Here is a 12,888-nt window from a genome sequence, read left to right on the forward strand (position 1 = left end):
GAGTTCTGGGCCGGTTCCTGGAAGGGGTGGCGGGTGAAAGCAGGCATAGCACGCGAGACGCTCGACGGCGAGCGGCGGGTGGCGGCCACACCGGAAACGGTCAAGCAATTGGTGGCCTTGGGCCTGGCTGTGGAGGTCGAGTCAGGAGCCGGTGTCGCGTCCGGCCACAGCGACGATGATTACCGTGCCGCCGGCGCCACTTTGGTTCCCTCCCTGGATCTCGGCACACTCGATATTTACTGCCACGTTCGCCCCTTGGACCCGACGACGGCGGGAGCCCTCCGCCGGGGAGCCGTCACCGTGGGGTTGGGGTCGCCGTCGTCGGAGTTGCCTACTGTCCGGGCGCTCGCCACAGGTGGCATCACTTCGTTTGCCCTGGAACTGGTTCCCCGTATTTCGCGGGCCCAGTCCATGGATGCGCTCACGTCCCAGGCGCTCGTGGCTGGGTACCGTTGTGTGCTTGAGGCCGCAATGCGCCTGCCGCGTTTCTTCCCGCTCTATATGACGGCCGCCGGAACCATCCCGCCGGCCCGCGTGCTGGTTCTTGGGGCCGGTGTGGCCGGGTTGCAGGCCATCGGAACAGCCAAGCGCCTCGGCGCCCGCGTGTCCGCGAACGACATCCGGCCTGCCTCGGCCGACGAAGTCGCGTCCATGGGCGGCACGTTCATCAAGCTCGACCTCGAAACGGCCGAAGCTTCCGGCGGATACGCCCGCGAACTCAGTGCGGACCGGGGTGCCCTGCAGCGCGCGCTCTTGGCGCCGCATGTGGCCCAAGCAGATGTCCTCATCACCACCGCGGCTGTCCCGGGCAGGAGAGCGCCGCTGTTGGTGAGCCGCGAGATGGTCCAGGGCATGCGTGCGGGTTCGGTGGTGGTGGACCTCGCGGCGGAGTCCGGAGGCAACGTCGAGGGCGTCATTCCAGGGCAGGACCTCCACATTCCAACCGCCGACGGCCAAGGCACCATTACCCTGGTGGGCCTCAAGGACCCCGCGTCCGCCATGCCCGCCGACGCGTCCCGGCTCTACGCCAAGAACGTCGCCAACCTCATCGCCCTGATGACCAAGGACGGCGTGGTCGCCCCCGACTTTTCCGATGAGGTAGTGGCGGGCACCTGCCTAACGCACGACGGCGTCATCCGGCATGCGCCCACGGCGGAGGCACTCGCTGCGCTCGCCGGGGAGACGGCCGCTGAAGCTTCAACCCACGGGACAGAAGGAGCGCACTGATGGATGGCATGAGCCTGCTGACGATCACCGTGCTGGCGGTGTTTGTGGGATTCGAGGTCGTCTCCAAGGTATCCAGCACCCTGCACACGCCGCTGATGTCCGGGGCGAACGCGATCCACGGGATCATCCTGGTGGGTGCCATCATCGTGGCCGGCCAGGCGTCCGAGCCGTGGGTACTGGTGGTGGCACTCCTCGCGGTGGTCCTCGCCACCGCCAACCTTGTGGGCGGCTTTGTGGTGACCGACCGCATGCTGGAGATGTTCCGCGGAAAGCAGCGGCCGCCGTCGGACGTCAAAGCCGACAAAGCAGCAGGGGAGAGTCAGCCGTGACGCTCCTGAACCCAACCTGGACGGCCCTTCTGTACCTAGCGGCGGCCGCCTGTTTCATCCTCGCATTGAAAGGGCTGAGCTCGCCCAAGTCTGCCCGAAGGGGCAACCTCATTGGTGCGTTTGGCGCGTTGTTGGCCGTGGTCACCGTGTTTGTCTCCGTGAAACTGGACAACGTTCCGTGGATCCTTGGCGCGATCGTGGTTGGTGCCGGAGTCGCTGCGCCCGTGGCCAGGCGTGTCCAGATGACGCAAATGCCGCAACTTGTGGCGCTGTTCAACGGTGTAGGCGGCGGAGCGGCAGCGTTGGTCGCCCTGCTGGAGCTGCCCCACACCGAGGATGCCTGGGTGCGGCTCGCCATTGTTTTCACCCTGCTGGTGGGTGCGGTGTCGTTCGCCGGTTCGGCTGTCACGTTTGCCAAGCTCCAAGGGCTCATGACCACGCGGCCCGTGCTCTTCCCGGGACTCCCCGTGCTCATGGCGCTGGTATTGCTCGCGGCACTCGCCGCTGGGGTAGTGGTGGTCCTGGCCGGTGCTCCGGGGTGGGCGGTTGTCCTCTTGGCACTGGGACTAGTGGTTGGCGTCCTGCTGGTGCTGCCGGTTGGCGGTGCCGACGTGCCGATTGTCATCTCCCTCTTGAACGCGTTCACCGGCCTGGCGGTGGCGGCCTCCGGGCTGGTGCTGGGAAATGTGCTGCTGGTAGTCGCCGGAACGCTGGTGGGCGCCTCGGGTACCATCCTTACCCGGGCTATGGCAGCTGCGATGGGACGCAGCGTGGCAGGTATCCTGTTCGGCGCCTTCAAGGGAGGTTCGACGGCGGGATCCACCGCCGTGAGCGAACGACCCGTGCGCTCGTCGAGCGCAGAGGACGTGGCGGTGCTCCTGGGCTACGCGCAGCGGGTGATCATCGTCCCTGGATACGGCTTGGCGGTGGCCCAAGGCCAGCACACGGCGGCCGAGCTTGCGTTGGCGTTGGAATCGCGCGGGACCGAAGTCGATTTCGCCATCCACCCCGTGGCCGGACGCATGCCCGGGCACATGAACGTGCTGCTGGCCGAAGCGAACGTGCCGTACGAATCATTGAAGGAAATGGGTGACATCAACTCCGAATTCAAGACGGCCGACGTCGCCTTGGTGGTGGGCGCCAACGACGTGGTGAACCCTGCCGCGAAAACCACGTCCGGTTCGCCCATCTACGGCATGCCGATCCTGGAGGTCGCCGACGCCCGCCAAGTGGTGTTCCTCAAACGCTCCATGCGCCCCGGATTCGCTGGCATCGAGAACGACCTGCTGTATGAGCCGCAGACCACGCTGCTGTTCGGAGATGCGAAGGATTCGCTGACCAAAGTCCTGGGTGCCGTGAAGGCGCTGTAGCTCAGCGCCCTTCCGGTCCTTCGTACCCTTTTTTGTCGTGCACGGCTGCGGTCGCTTCAATTTCCACGAGCTGGTCCGGATATCCCAACACGGTGACTCCCAAGAGGGTGCTGGGGACGTCATGGTCGGCGAACGCTTCGCGGACCACGTTCCAGGCGCAGACCAGGTCGGATTGCTGGGACGATGCCACCAACACCCTGGTGGCGACGACATCCTTGATCCCTGCCCCGGCGGCTTCCAAAGCAACCACCATGTTTTCGATCGCCTTATCTGCTTGCAAGCGGTAGTCCCCAACGCCGGCGGTGGTTCCGTCTTCGTTCAGCGGGCAGGAGCCAGCCAGGAAAATGAGCCGCATGCCGGTCGGAACCGTCGAGGCGTACGCGTACTGGGCAGCCGAACTGAGATGCGCTGATCGAATGAGGTCGATGGCATTCGCCATGGTTGTCTCCTTGCTGGATGGTCGCGTGGGTTCTGGCGTCATAGTAGTCTGCCGGTTTCCGGCGACCACCTAGATGATTTTTCTCAGCACCTAATTTTGGGTTTTGACTACCTAATTTCCCTCGTTTGGGTCTAGGGAGAGCCTTTTTCGCCACCTAGAGGCATTTTCGTGTGTTCACAATGTCCCCGGTTGCGCGGTCATTTCCGGTCGCGGGCACCCACTGGTTGGTGGGTTTGTTTCGAGGGCTATTGGGGGCCTTTTGTATGGCTGTTTTTGATCTGGGCGCGCAGACGCTCGCCACCCTGGGTAAGCAAACGGATGCTTCGCATCAGGACCTGGGGGCGTTGGTGCGCCGGTTCGTGGACGCCGTGACCCCGTTGGAGGGGAAGTTCAGCGGTGCGGGCAAGGCCGCGTTCGATTCGTTCAAGAGCCGCTCGGATGTGGTGGCTTCGGAGTTGAACACGGCGCTGGGTGCGATCGTCCAGGGCCAGTCCGGGATGGACACCGCCTTCGCCCAAGGCGACCAGGCCGCCTCCGATACGGCCCGCCGCTCAGAGGGCTCCGCGAACTTCGATGCCGCACGCTTCCAGGGAAGGGCCTAGCCATCATGAGCCGCATTGCTTACGACACGAACGTCTCCGCCCAGGTCCAATCCGACATCCAAGCCCTGGCTGCGCAGTTGGAGAACCTCATCACCGCCCGGCAGCAGGACGTGAACCACGCCATGGCCGACTTCCGCGCCGACGGCGTCGACGCCGAATACCAGGCAGTCGAAGCCCGGTGGACCTCCGCCGCCTCCGAAGTCCGGGCCATCGTTGCGCTGGTCCGCTCCACCCTCGCCCAAACCGACGACACGGCCACCACCGCGGTGTCAGCTGCACGGAACGCCGTGCAAGGCATCGGCTAACCCCCGTTCCTTGGCGGTTTCTGGGATGGCTGTGTGGGATATCGACGTGCCCGGCACCCACGGGGTGCTGGCCGCGGCCTCGAAGGCCGTGACGGGGTTGCAGACCCCGGTCAAGAGCCTCGGTGCCGCGCTGGAGGGGGTCGCAGGGGCGGTCCCCTCGACGGTGGTGGTGCAGGCGTTGGGCGTGTTCGCCGAGGACGGGCTGAGCCCTGACCTCACCGGGGCCGTGCTCTCCGCGGGCGCGGCCTTGTCCGGGACGACGGAGGCGGTGGGGCATTACGTGGCCGGGGACCAGGCCATGGCCACCATCGCGCAGAAGAGCGCCCTGATAGCGGCCGGGACCGGCCCGGCCCTCGGCACCGGCCTGGCAGCCGCCCAAGGCATCGAACCAGGCACCGACCCCGCTGGTGCCGGCATCGGGTGGCCATTCCGCGGCGCCGGTGCCCAGCCTTCCGGTGCCGGCCGGGGCGGGTCGCCGTTCCCCGACGCCGGCGCCCAGCCTTCGGGAGCCGGCGGGGGCGGTCCGCGGTGGAAGCTGCCATGAGCTGTGACGTCGTCTTTCGTTTGACGGGAGTTTGGGAATGAGTGGGGATTTCACGCAGGTGTGTGTCCCGTCCGGTGGTGGTGGGTCGGGGATCAATGTGGACGCGTTGCCGCCGTTGCCTGATCCGGAGGTGTTGGACGCCCAGGTCCAGTCGATGATCTTTGCCGGGGTCGGGTTCCATAACGGGGTGCAGGACGCGGCCCGGAACTGGGCCGGTCTCCGGGCGTTCTACCGGACCCCGGACGCCGAACAAGTACTCGGCGCGTTCACCCCGGCCCTGGCCAAAGCGGCCAGGGTGAAGGACCTGACCGGGGCCGCGGCCCGGGCCTTGTACGGATACGCGGACCGGGCGAGGGACTTCAAGCGCCGCATCACTGGTTTGCGGGCTGAGGTGCAGGCGCTGGACGCGGTGATCCTGGCCAACGATGACTGGCACTCGAAGGCCCAGATCGTGGACACCCACCAACAACTCATGTCCTCCGCGTCCGGGCTCGCCCAGGCGATCCTGGACTCGGACACCCAATGCGCGAACGAACTCTCCGCCCTGACGCACGGGCCCGGCTACACCCCGGTGGAGGTCCCGCGTCGGCGCGTGTTCGCCTCCACGGACCAGGTCGCGAACGGGTTCAGTTGGCTGCAGCACCAGTTGGGCACCGACGCGGTGGTCCCTGACCTGCCCTGGGGGCCGGCGGTGTCCATCCGGCACGAGGGCCGCCTGTCCGCGGTGCAGGGTTTCGGGACCGCCGCCGTCGGGGCGGTCCAGGGCCTGTACACGCTGTTCGGAACGAAAGACAAAACCCAGCAAGCACAGGCCTGGCAAGGTGTGGGGGCGTTGGGTGCTGCGGTGTTCCGGTCCAAAGCCGTGATCGACCGGGGCTTCACGGACATGGACGAGGGCGATATCGAAGCGCTCCTGACCGCCGCCGCTGCGATCCGGGAAACCGTGCACGCCGATGAATGGGCCACCGATTACTGGCGCGCCGGCGGACAAACCGCTTTCGACCTGGCCACCGCAGCAACAGGGGGCGCCGGTGGCGGCCTCACCCTCGAGGCCCGCATCACGGCCCTCACCAATCGGCTCCGCGGCCTACCCACCACAATCAGCAAAACAACGACGATCACCGAAGCCGGTGCCGGTGCCGGTGCCGGTGCGGCGGGAACGGCCGTGCCGGAGGAAGCCGCTGCCGCGCTCGGGACCACGGCCACTAAATCCAGCGCCGTGCTCGGATCCGCCACGGCCGCCGAGTGGGCGAAGAACCTCGACACGGGCATCGCCCGCGTCCAGGAATTCCTGACCACCGTAGGTAGAACCATCGAGGACTACAACAACCCCGCCCCAGCCACCGCAGGGATACCCACAGGAACGACCACACCAGGGGTTGCCTCTGCCGGTACTGGTCGGCCTGGTCCGGCCACCCGCTGGCTCAACGAACACCACACCAACCCCACACCCGGCCCAACCCCGGCGACCCGGACACCGTCCCAAGGCCGCTGGAGCGACGACATCAAGAACCGGGCCAGGAACACCCCCGCCCCCGAAACCGGACCCAACCCCAGCCCCATCGACAGGGCCCGCCTGAACCAACGCCTCAACCCCACCACCACCGACCCCGTCGGCGTCCCGCACACCCACCCGGAACCACCCGGCGGCTCACACACCGGGCCAGACACATCCGGTGCCCATCAAAGCCCTGAATCGCCCCCACCAGCAGCAGAACACGCCCCACCGACCGCCTCTCCAGCAAAGCCGCCCGGACCGCCCGGCACCTACGACCAACGCCTCGGCGACCACACCCTCCCCGGACGCCACCCCGACCTCCAACCCACCATCGGCGACACCGACGGCGGCCCCGGCACCTGGCAAGAACCCGTCGCACGAAACTCCCATGGTGTGTCCGACCAAATCTTCGCAACAGGAGTCACGTCTACGGGGCCAAAAGGCAACCTTCTGGAATATGTCATGAACTCCATCAGCGCCCGCGGTGATAAGAAGTCGATCGCCTTCGACGGACACCTCTGGCGAGGACGCCCACCTCTGGAGATCTTCCAAGAAATCAAAGGCAACTACGATCTGATCCACAAAGGGATCTTCAATGGACAGTACCTCCGCAACCTAGCGCCCCAAGCGGCGTTGAAGTACTGGGTCGAGACGGCCCGCAAGCAGCTAGCAATGTTGGAAGCAAAAGCACCGGGCAGCCAACTCGAATGGGTCTTCACCCACAATCCTGAATTCGCTGAGATGCTGGACAAAGCACTGCGCAAATCGATGGCGAAGGAGAAGTCCACCGTCTCTTTTGTTGTTAAGTACGTACCGCTTGAAGCCTAGACCAAACCCAACTACCAGGAGCCGGTGTGCCTGAACGAGCCGCGAAGTCCTACTTCGACCCCAAACTCGATGACATTGACCTAGATTTCCTGCTGGGCGGACGGCCCGCGCGCCCTGCAGAAATTGCCGGGAGGATTCTGTCGACCTTGAGCGCCTTGGAGCACCTGGATGCCAGGCCAATCGAGTGGGTTGACGTTTTGTACCCCGGACGCAGTGCGGCGACGAAAGAAGCAATACCTCGCTCCGTTCACGAAATGGAATTAAGGGTCGGAGACGGCGCCCGCAAGGATGATGCGGGCAACTTCTACCCGAGTTGGGGTTACTACCTCTCGGTGCTCGGCTTCCTTGCAGGGTCGGACAGAAGCCTCTGCCCATTCAGCTTCTCTGTCTCAGACGGAGAGGACCAACCCGGATCGAGGAACTCGTTCGAATTGGAGTTGAATGAAGCCCTGGTTTCCGGACGAGAAGCAATAACCGAATGCGTCGCATCCCTTGTCGACATTTGGAGTCCCATCCGTGGAGGCGTTTTCGGATACGAAGTTACTAAGCAGAGCGAAAACCACCCCCTCTGGTATCCGCCGGTGGGAGTTTTGACGTACATGGCTAACGGCTCCGGATACACTCTTCCGCCCAGCCCCCTCGTGGACCTACGTCCACTTCAAAACGGAACACTCGCGGTCCTCAAGGATTGGACGCTCGACGCAGTCCTCGCGTACCAACGCGAATTCAGGGCAGTCACTGCAGGAGCCCGGAAGGCTCCAAACTGACTCCCAAGGGAGATCGCCACCAGGCTTCGCTCTGCACTGCATCTCGTGGACTCCATGGTTTCATGTACAAACTGCAGAAGACGCTGCTGATGGGGACGCCAAGACGCCCTGACCAGAAGTCCTGCGGGCGGTGTATGGCGCTGTAGAGAAAGGTGCAGAGTGACAGTGAAACTCAACAAGAAGGCCTTCGACCACGCCAAGAAGTTGATCCGCGATGGAAAGGCCGCCAAAGACGAGCGCGATGACTGGAGTGAACACGCTCCCTCAACCAAGGAAGAGAACGCGTTCCTGGAGAAACACGACTTCGCTGAGTACGGCAAGTGGTATCTCGGCGTCGATGACGAGCATCCGGACGACCAAAAAGGCCACTACAACTTCCCGATCGGCGACTTCAGGATAGTCCACCGCTGCGGGGTGATCTCGGCCGAAAGCCGCGCCGGGCAATACGACCACGACGACATCCGGGACGCCCTGGGCAAACTCCTGGACCTGATCGACAAGGAGTAACCCGAAGGCGTCCCGCCGCGCTACGACGCCTTAGTGTCCGCGAACAACCGGCGCAGCGTGAAGAAGCATCCGAGCGCTCCAAACAGCAGTGCGAGCAGGAAGTCCTTCATGTAATTGCTGACGAAGTCCGGGTTGTAAGCGAAGTTGTCGGCCATGAGGGCCCATGGCTCGGAATCGAACACCATGGCCATGGGTTCGCGGCCGAGGAACTGGACGGCGTCCAGCCAAACTCCGCCAAGGAATGACAGCAGGGCTGTGACCACGGTAATGCCTGCCACGATCCAGACGCCCTTCCGGCTCAAGGCCCCTGCGCCTGTGACGTAGAACTTGGCCGCCATGAACGCTGCCGCGAAGGTGACGAAGGAGGACATCCAGCCGAGGCTCCAGATGACCATCCAGAGGATGACGCCGATAGGCAGCGCGGCCAGGGCGAAGATGGTTCCGCGGCCCACGTCCTCGCGTGGTGTCGCGGGGACGTAGGAGGCGTGGCCCGCCTGGGCCTCGGCAGCTTCAGGATGCCAGGCGGGAACACCCGGTGCGGCCCCTTCGGGAACCCGAACCCCGTATTGCGGCTCGGGTGCGTTGTTGTTGCCAGCGGTTTCGGGCGCGCTGGAGTGAGTGTTTTCGGACATGGGTCCCCCGTGGGAAGAATGCGAATGGTGGACAAATATTCGCACGACGGCGGGCTCGCGACGCAATGCGACACGAGCCCGTCCAGGGAACTGCCGCGAAGCTACCCCAGCAGCCGCCCCCACTTGGGGTCCAGCAAGGGTGCGCCCGCCAGCTCAAGGCGTGCCAGAGGGTGACCGCCACGGAATCGAGAACGGGTACTCCGGTGCGGGCCTCCACCTCCGCCGTGATGTTGGCTCCGTACAGGTTGGTGCAGAGGTAAACCAGGGCATCGGGCTGGGCTGCAGCGAGTTCGAGCGAGCCCGGCAGCATCTCCGAGTCGGTCACCCGGGCAAAGGACTCGTTGTCGCTGAGGTCCAGGTGCCGGTGGTCGATGGTCTTGATTCCCTCACGGGCGTATGAGGCGATCACTGCGTCATTAACGTCCGAGGTGTAGGGCGTGAACAGCCCGATCCGTTCCGTCCCGAACTCTTCAAACGCGGACAGGTAGGCAAGCGTAGAGGTGGTGGCGGGGATGCCGGTGGCTTCGGTGATCTCCTGGACCATCGCATGGTCGTGGGCGGCTCCGAGCCAAGATCCAGAGGTTCCGTTCCATGCGATGACGTCCACGTTGGCGGTGGCCAGGAGTTCGGCGGCGGCACGCATAACGGTTGAGTCGAACTGCTTGTCCGAGGAGTCATCCAGGGCGATCCGCGTCACCGGGATGCGGGTTGAGTGGATAGTGACGTCTCGCCGGTCCCCCAGGATCCGGTAGGTCTGCGGCTCAAGGCAAGTGTTGGAGGACGGCACGATCATGCCGATGCGGGTCGGCCGGTCGATAGTAGGCATCAAGAACTCCTAGGCAATAGCAGGAACAGGGACTGACTGGTGCTCGGTGAAGCCGTTCCGGCGAACGAAGCGGCCCACGGGCCCCGGATCGTGGAAGCCATCGGCGTCGAGGACCACCCGTCCAGCTGAAACCACGACGGCGGGCCAACCGTTCAACGTCTTCCCTTCGAAAGGTGAGAAGTCAGTCCCCATGTGCAGCGCACCGCCGTCGACTGTTTGTTGGGTGGCGGGATCGAAAACTACAAGATCCCCGTCGAAGCCCTCCGCAACCGCACCCTTGAAAGGGAGCGCGTTGATCCGGGCAGGGCCGGCGGAGAAGACCTCAACGAAGTCCTCCACCGAACCACCGGACTCCGTGACCAGGGCAGTAAACGTGACGGGCATCCGGGTCTCGACGCCGGGCAGGCCGTGCGGCATGAAACGGACGTCGTCGGTGCGCTCGCGTTTCTGCGAGAGGTCGTAGCAGGAGTGGTCCGAGGAAACGGTGTGAATGGCGCCGGCAGCGAGGCTTTCCCTCAAGGCGGCTACGGTTTCGGCGCTCCGCATCGGCGGGCAGCAGGCGTACCACTCCGGGAACGTCGAGCCATAGACGGTGTCATCGAGGGTGAGGTAGTGCGGACATGTCTCGGAGTAGGCTTCCAGGCCGCGCTCGCGGGCTTCGGTGACCAAGTCAACGGCGCCGGGGGTGGATTGGTGCACGAAATACACGGGTGCCCCGGTGTACTCGGCCATGGCGAGCGTCTCCTTCACGGAGATCTCCTCGGCGAGCTCAGGCCGGGTACGGTGCAGGTGTTCGATCCCGATCAGGCCGTCCGCCGCATGCTCTTCGGTGCAGTCGGTGATGATGGCGTCGTGCTCGGCGTGGATGTAGGTGAGCCCGTCCAGCCGGACCATTTCCCGCATGACCTTCAGGATGGTGTCGTTGTCAGCCATCGTGGAGCCGCGGTTGGTGGTGTACATCTTCACCGAGCGCACACCCTCGGCAGCCAGTTGCTCCAGTTGCCAGGGCACCGTCTCGTCCCACGAGATCACGGAGCCGTGCAGGGCAACATCGCACCGGGATTCTTCGGCGAGGCGCTTCTTGTTGAAGACGGCATCGAGTGGGGTTTCCTGCGCATCGCGGGGGATGCCGAAGTCGATGATGGTGGTGGTTCCGCCCCACAGCGCGGCGGTGGAGGTGATGGCGTAATCGTCCAGGGTGCGGAACCGCCCGGTCACCTGGGCAACGTGGCAGTGTCCGTCCACGCCGCCGGGGATGACCAGCTTGCCTGCTGCATCGACGGTCCGGACAGCTGCGGGTACGGGCTCGGTGGCGTCGAGCAGGCCGGTGACCTTGCCGCCGTCGACGATTACATGGGCGGCCTGCCGCCCGAAACTGTTCACCACCGTGCCATTGGCGATCACGAGGTCTGGGAGTTGGGACATCGTCGTCCTCCTTTGTGTTGGGCTAGTTTGCGACGGCGGAAAGCTGGGCCGACTGAGCAGCGGCCAGGGCGGCGCCGAGGTTTTCGGAGAGCCCGCGTCGCGCTTTTACGGGCGGGGCCGCGAACGAGCCGCCGCGGTGGGCGCCGGACTGCAGCGAAACCACGGCCTCGGCCATGCGGATACCGGCGGAAATGCCATCCACCACCGGAACCGGGATCTGGCCGTCGAGCTCGCGGGCCAGTCCAGCGAGCGGCGCACCGGCCAGGATCACGACGTCGGCACCGTCCTCCGCGACGGCCTGCCGGCTCAGTGCCAGGAGGGTTTCCTTGAAATCGGCCTGCACGGAGCCGATTGAGTTGAGGGATTGGTTGATGGAACGGATGGAAGCGAGCCGGCTACTGAAGCCGAAGCGTTCCACGCAGTCGCGGTACCAGGCCTGGATGCGATCCGAGATGGCGATGATGGAGAAACGCTGGCCCTGCAGCGCAGCGGCGCAGAGAGCGGCCTCGGTGATGCCGATGACCGGTACGTCCACGAGCTCCTTGAGGGCGGGCATGCCGGGGTCGCCGAACGCGGCCACGACGACACCGTCCACAGCGGAACCTGCAGCTGCGTCCGCGGCTGGAGTGCCGCCGTCGTGCGCTGTTTCCCGAACCGAAGCGTATTCCGCGATCAGCTCGGCCACCGCGCCCGCCGCAATAAGCGACTCGAAGCGGGTCTCGATGTATTCCATGCCGTGCCCGGCGGTCCGGACGATCAGTTCAGTGCTTGCGCTCGCGGAGCGGAGTGCCTCAGCCTCGATGAGGGCTGTGACGTCGTCGCTGATGTTGGGGTTGATGACCAGGAGTTTCATGGCTTCTTCCGTGCGTTTCTGGGTTGGGGCTCGGTGGCGCTGTAGTCCTCCGGGAACTGCTCGCGGTACTTGCCAATGTGCGACGCCGATTGGGCGGCTGCGCGGTCGTCGTCGCCGCTGGCGATGGCCGCGTAGAGTTCGCGGTGTTCGCGGATCAGTTCCGGCAGGTCGCTGACGTGGCGGAACAGCCAGTGCATGCGGCCCTGGAGGGGTTCGAGCGCGGAGCGGAGAAAGTCGTTGTTGGCGATGCGGGTGATGGCATCGTGGAACTCGCTGTTGGCGCGGTGGGCCTCCAGGATGGATCCCTTGGCCAGGAAGTGTTCGGCCTGGTCCAGGAGTCCGGCGAGGTGCTGGAGGTCTTCAGTGGTGGCGCGCTTCGCGGCAAGGCGGCAGGCCAGGACTTCGAGGGACTGCCGGACGTCGAACAGGTCCTCCACGTCCTTGGGGCTGAGGCCGCTGACCTCCGAGCCGCGACCGGAGCGGTCCCGGATAAGTCCTTCCTGCCGGAGCATCCGGAGAGCTTCGCGGATGGGGAGCCGGGAGACGTTGAACTCGGCGGCAAGGTCCCGCTCCACCAGCCGGGTGCCGGGCGCATAGTGGCCTTCGAAAATCCGGGTACGGAGCGTGTCACGGACGGACTCCCGGAGGGGGCGGTCCGTGGTGTTCGTGTCTTCTGCGGTCAGCATGTCAGCTCCATTTCCGTGATGTGTAAGGCGTGCGCCCGGCCCGGCGGTGT

The 12,888-nt window shown here is 65.1% G+C and carries 15 protein-coding genes; 9 read left to right on the top strand and 6 right to left on the bottom strand.

Annotated elements, in window-relative coordinates; all coding sequences use genetic code 11:
* Positions 1–33 precede the first annotated feature (33 nt).
* From ACIPY3_RS09360 to ACIPY3_RS09370, 3 genes are read left to right on the top strand one after another with little or no spacing between them, the layout of a single operon-like run.
* Positions 34–1,227, top strand: coding sequence for an NAD(P) transhydrogenase subunit alpha (locus ACIPY3_RS09360; RefSeq protein ID WP_400333699.1), 1,194 nt, complete (start codon positions 34–36; stop codon positions 1,225–1,227).
* Positions 1,227–1,556, top strand: a complete 330-nt coding sequence (locus tag ACIPY3_RS09365; RefSeq protein WP_400332977.1) for an NAD(P) transhydrogenase subunit alpha — start codon at positions 1,227–1,229, stop codon at positions 1,554–1,556. Before ACIPY3_RS09360 ends, ACIPY3_RS09365 begins: the two co-directional genes overlap by 1 nt.
* Positions 1,553–2,926, top strand: a complete 1,374-nt coding sequence (locus ACIPY3_RS09370) for an NAD(P)(+) transhydrogenase (Re/Si-specific) subunit beta (RefSeq protein WP_400332980.1) — start codon at positions 1,553–1,555, stop codon at positions 2,924–2,926. Before ACIPY3_RS09365 ends, ACIPY3_RS09370 begins: the two co-directional genes overlap by 4 nt.
* Position 2,927: 1 nt before the next feature.
* Here the strand turns inward: ACIPY3_RS09370 and ACIPY3_RS09375 are convergent, their stop codons facing one another.
* A complete protein-coding gene (locus tag ACIPY3_RS09375) occupies positions 2,928–3,365 on the bottom strand; it encodes a Rid family hydrolase (RefSeq protein ID WP_400332983.1) in 438 nt (145 codons plus the stop codon).
* Between the two features lie 263 nt (positions 3,366–3,628).
* On the opposite strand from ACIPY3_RS09375, the gene ACIPY3_RS09380 reads away from it, so the two are divergent.
* The 6 genes from ACIPY3_RS09380 (at position 3,629) to ACIPY3_RS09405 (ending at position 8,416) form a co-directional block, all read left to right on the top strand.
* Positions 3,629–3,967 carry a hypothetical protein gene (locus ACIPY3_RS09380; protein WP_400332986.1) on the top strand — a complete coding sequence of 113 codons (339 nt, stop codon included), beginning with the start codon at positions 3,629–3,631 and terminating at the stop codon, positions 3,965–3,967.
* Positions 3,968–3,972: 5 nt separating this feature from the next.
* Positions 3,973–4,272 (top strand): pore-forming ESAT-6 family protein, encoded by a 300-nt coding sequence (locus ACIPY3_RS09385; RefSeq protein ID WP_400332988.1) that lies wholly within the window; start codon positions 3,973–3,975, stop codon positions 4,270–4,272.
* Positions 4,273–4,297: 25 nt separating this feature from the next.
* Complete coding sequence (locus ACIPY3_RS09390; protein ID WP_400332990.1) at positions 4,298–4,816, top strand: DUF6507 family protein; 519 nt, start codon at positions 4,298–4,300, stop codon at positions 4,814–4,816.
* Positions 4,817–4,853: 37 nt separating this feature from the next.
* The gene (locus ACIPY3_RS09395; RefSeq protein ID WP_400332993.1) at positions 4,854–7,142 is read left to right on the top strand and encodes a hypothetical protein; all 2,289 of its coding nucleotides are present in this window, start codon (positions 4,854–4,856) and stop codon (positions 7,140–7,142) included.
* A gap of 26 nt (positions 7,143–7,168) precedes the next feature.
* Positions 7,169–7,909 (top strand): hypothetical protein, encoded by a 741-nt coding sequence (locus ACIPY3_RS09400; RefSeq protein WP_400332996.1) that lies wholly within the window; start codon positions 7,169–7,171, stop codon positions 7,907–7,909.
* 159 nt (positions 7,910–8,068) lie between these two features.
* Positions 8,069–8,416, top strand: coding sequence for a hypothetical protein (locus ACIPY3_RS09405; protein WP_400332999.1), 348 nt, complete (start codon positions 8,069–8,071; stop codon positions 8,414–8,416).
* Between the two features lie 20 nt (positions 8,417–8,436).
* Here the strand turns inward: ACIPY3_RS09405 and ACIPY3_RS09410 are convergent, their stop codons facing one another.
* From ACIPY3_RS09410 to ACIPY3_RS09430, 5 genes are read right to left on the bottom strand one after another with little or no spacing between them, the layout of a single operon-like run.
* Positions 8,437–8,868 carry a hypothetical protein gene (locus tag ACIPY3_RS09410; RefSeq protein ID WP_400333002.1) on the bottom strand — a complete coding sequence of 144 codons (432 nt, stop codon included), beginning with the start codon at positions 8,866–8,868 and terminating at the stop codon, positions 8,437–8,439.
* 58 nt (positions 8,869–8,926) lie between these two features.
* A complete protein-coding gene (locus ACIPY3_RS09415; protein ID WP_400333005.1) occupies positions 8,927–9,874 on the bottom strand; it encodes an aspartate/glutamate racemase family protein in 948 nt (315 codons plus the stop codon).
* Between the two features lie 9 nt (positions 9,875–9,883).
* Positions 9,884–11,299 carry an amidohydrolase family protein gene (locus tag ACIPY3_RS09420; protein WP_400333007.1) on the bottom strand — a complete coding sequence of 472 codons (1,416 nt, stop codon included), beginning with the start codon at positions 11,297–11,299 and terminating at the stop codon, positions 9,884–9,886.
* Positions 11,300–11,321: 22 nt separating this feature from the next.
* Entirely contained in the window at positions 11,322–12,152 is an 831-nt protein-coding gene (locus ACIPY3_RS09425) for an aspartate/glutamate racemase family protein (protein ID WP_400333010.1), read from the bottom strand.
* On the bottom strand, positions 12,149–12,838 hold the full coding sequence (locus ACIPY3_RS09430) for a GntR family transcriptional regulator (protein ID WP_400333015.1): 690 nt from the start codon (positions 12,836–12,838) through the stop codon (positions 12,149–12,151). The genes ACIPY3_RS09425 and ACIPY3_RS09430 overlap by 4 nt, the downstream gene beginning before the upstream one ends.
* Between the last annotated feature and the right edge of the window lie 50 nt (positions 12,839–12,888).

The organism is Paenarthrobacter sp. NPDC089714, from assembly GCF_044748905.1.
Taxonomy (GTDB): domain Bacteria; phylum Actinomycetota; class Actinomycetes; order Actinomycetales; family Micrococcaceae; genus Arthrobacter.

Coding starts and splice junctions, on each gene's coding strand:
- ACIPY3_RS09365 (WP_400332977.1), top strand. CDS start 1,227: ATGGATGGCATGAGCCTGCTGACGATCACCGTGCTGGCGGTGTTTGTG.
- ACIPY3_RS09375 (WP_400332983.1), bottom strand. CDS start 3,365: ATGGCGAATGCCATCGACCTCATTCGATCAGCGCATCTCAGTTCGGCT.
- ACIPY3_RS09380 (WP_400332986.1), top strand. CDS start 3,629: ATGGCTGTTTTTGATCTGGGCGCGCAGACGCTCGCCACCCTGGGTAAG.
- ACIPY3_RS09385 (WP_400332988.1), top strand. CDS start 3,973: ATGAGCCGCATTGCTTACGACACGAACGTCTCCGCCCAGGTCCAATCC.
- ACIPY3_RS09390 (WP_400332990.1), top strand. CDS start 4,298: ATGGCTGTGTGGGATATCGACGTGCCCGGCACCCACGGGGTGCTGGCC.
- ACIPY3_RS09395 (WP_400332993.1), top strand. CDS start 4,854: ATGAGTGGGGATTTCACGCAGGTGTGTGTCCCGTCCGGTGGTGGTGGG.
- ACIPY3_RS09415 (WP_400333005.1), bottom strand. CDS start 9,874: ATGCCTACTATCGACCGGCCGACCCGCATCGGCATGATCGTGCCGTCC.
- ACIPY3_RS09420 (WP_400333007.1), bottom strand. CDS start 11,299: ATGTCCCAACTCCCAGACCTCGTGATCGCCAATGGCACGGTGGTGAAC.
- ACIPY3_RS09425 (WP_400333010.1), bottom strand. CDS start 12,152: ATGAAACTCCTGGTCATCAACCCCAACATCAGCGACGACGTCACAGCC.
- ACIPY3_RS09430 (WP_400333015.1), bottom strand. CDS start 12,838: ATGCTGACCGCAGAAGACACGAACACCACGGACCGCCCCCTCCGGGAG.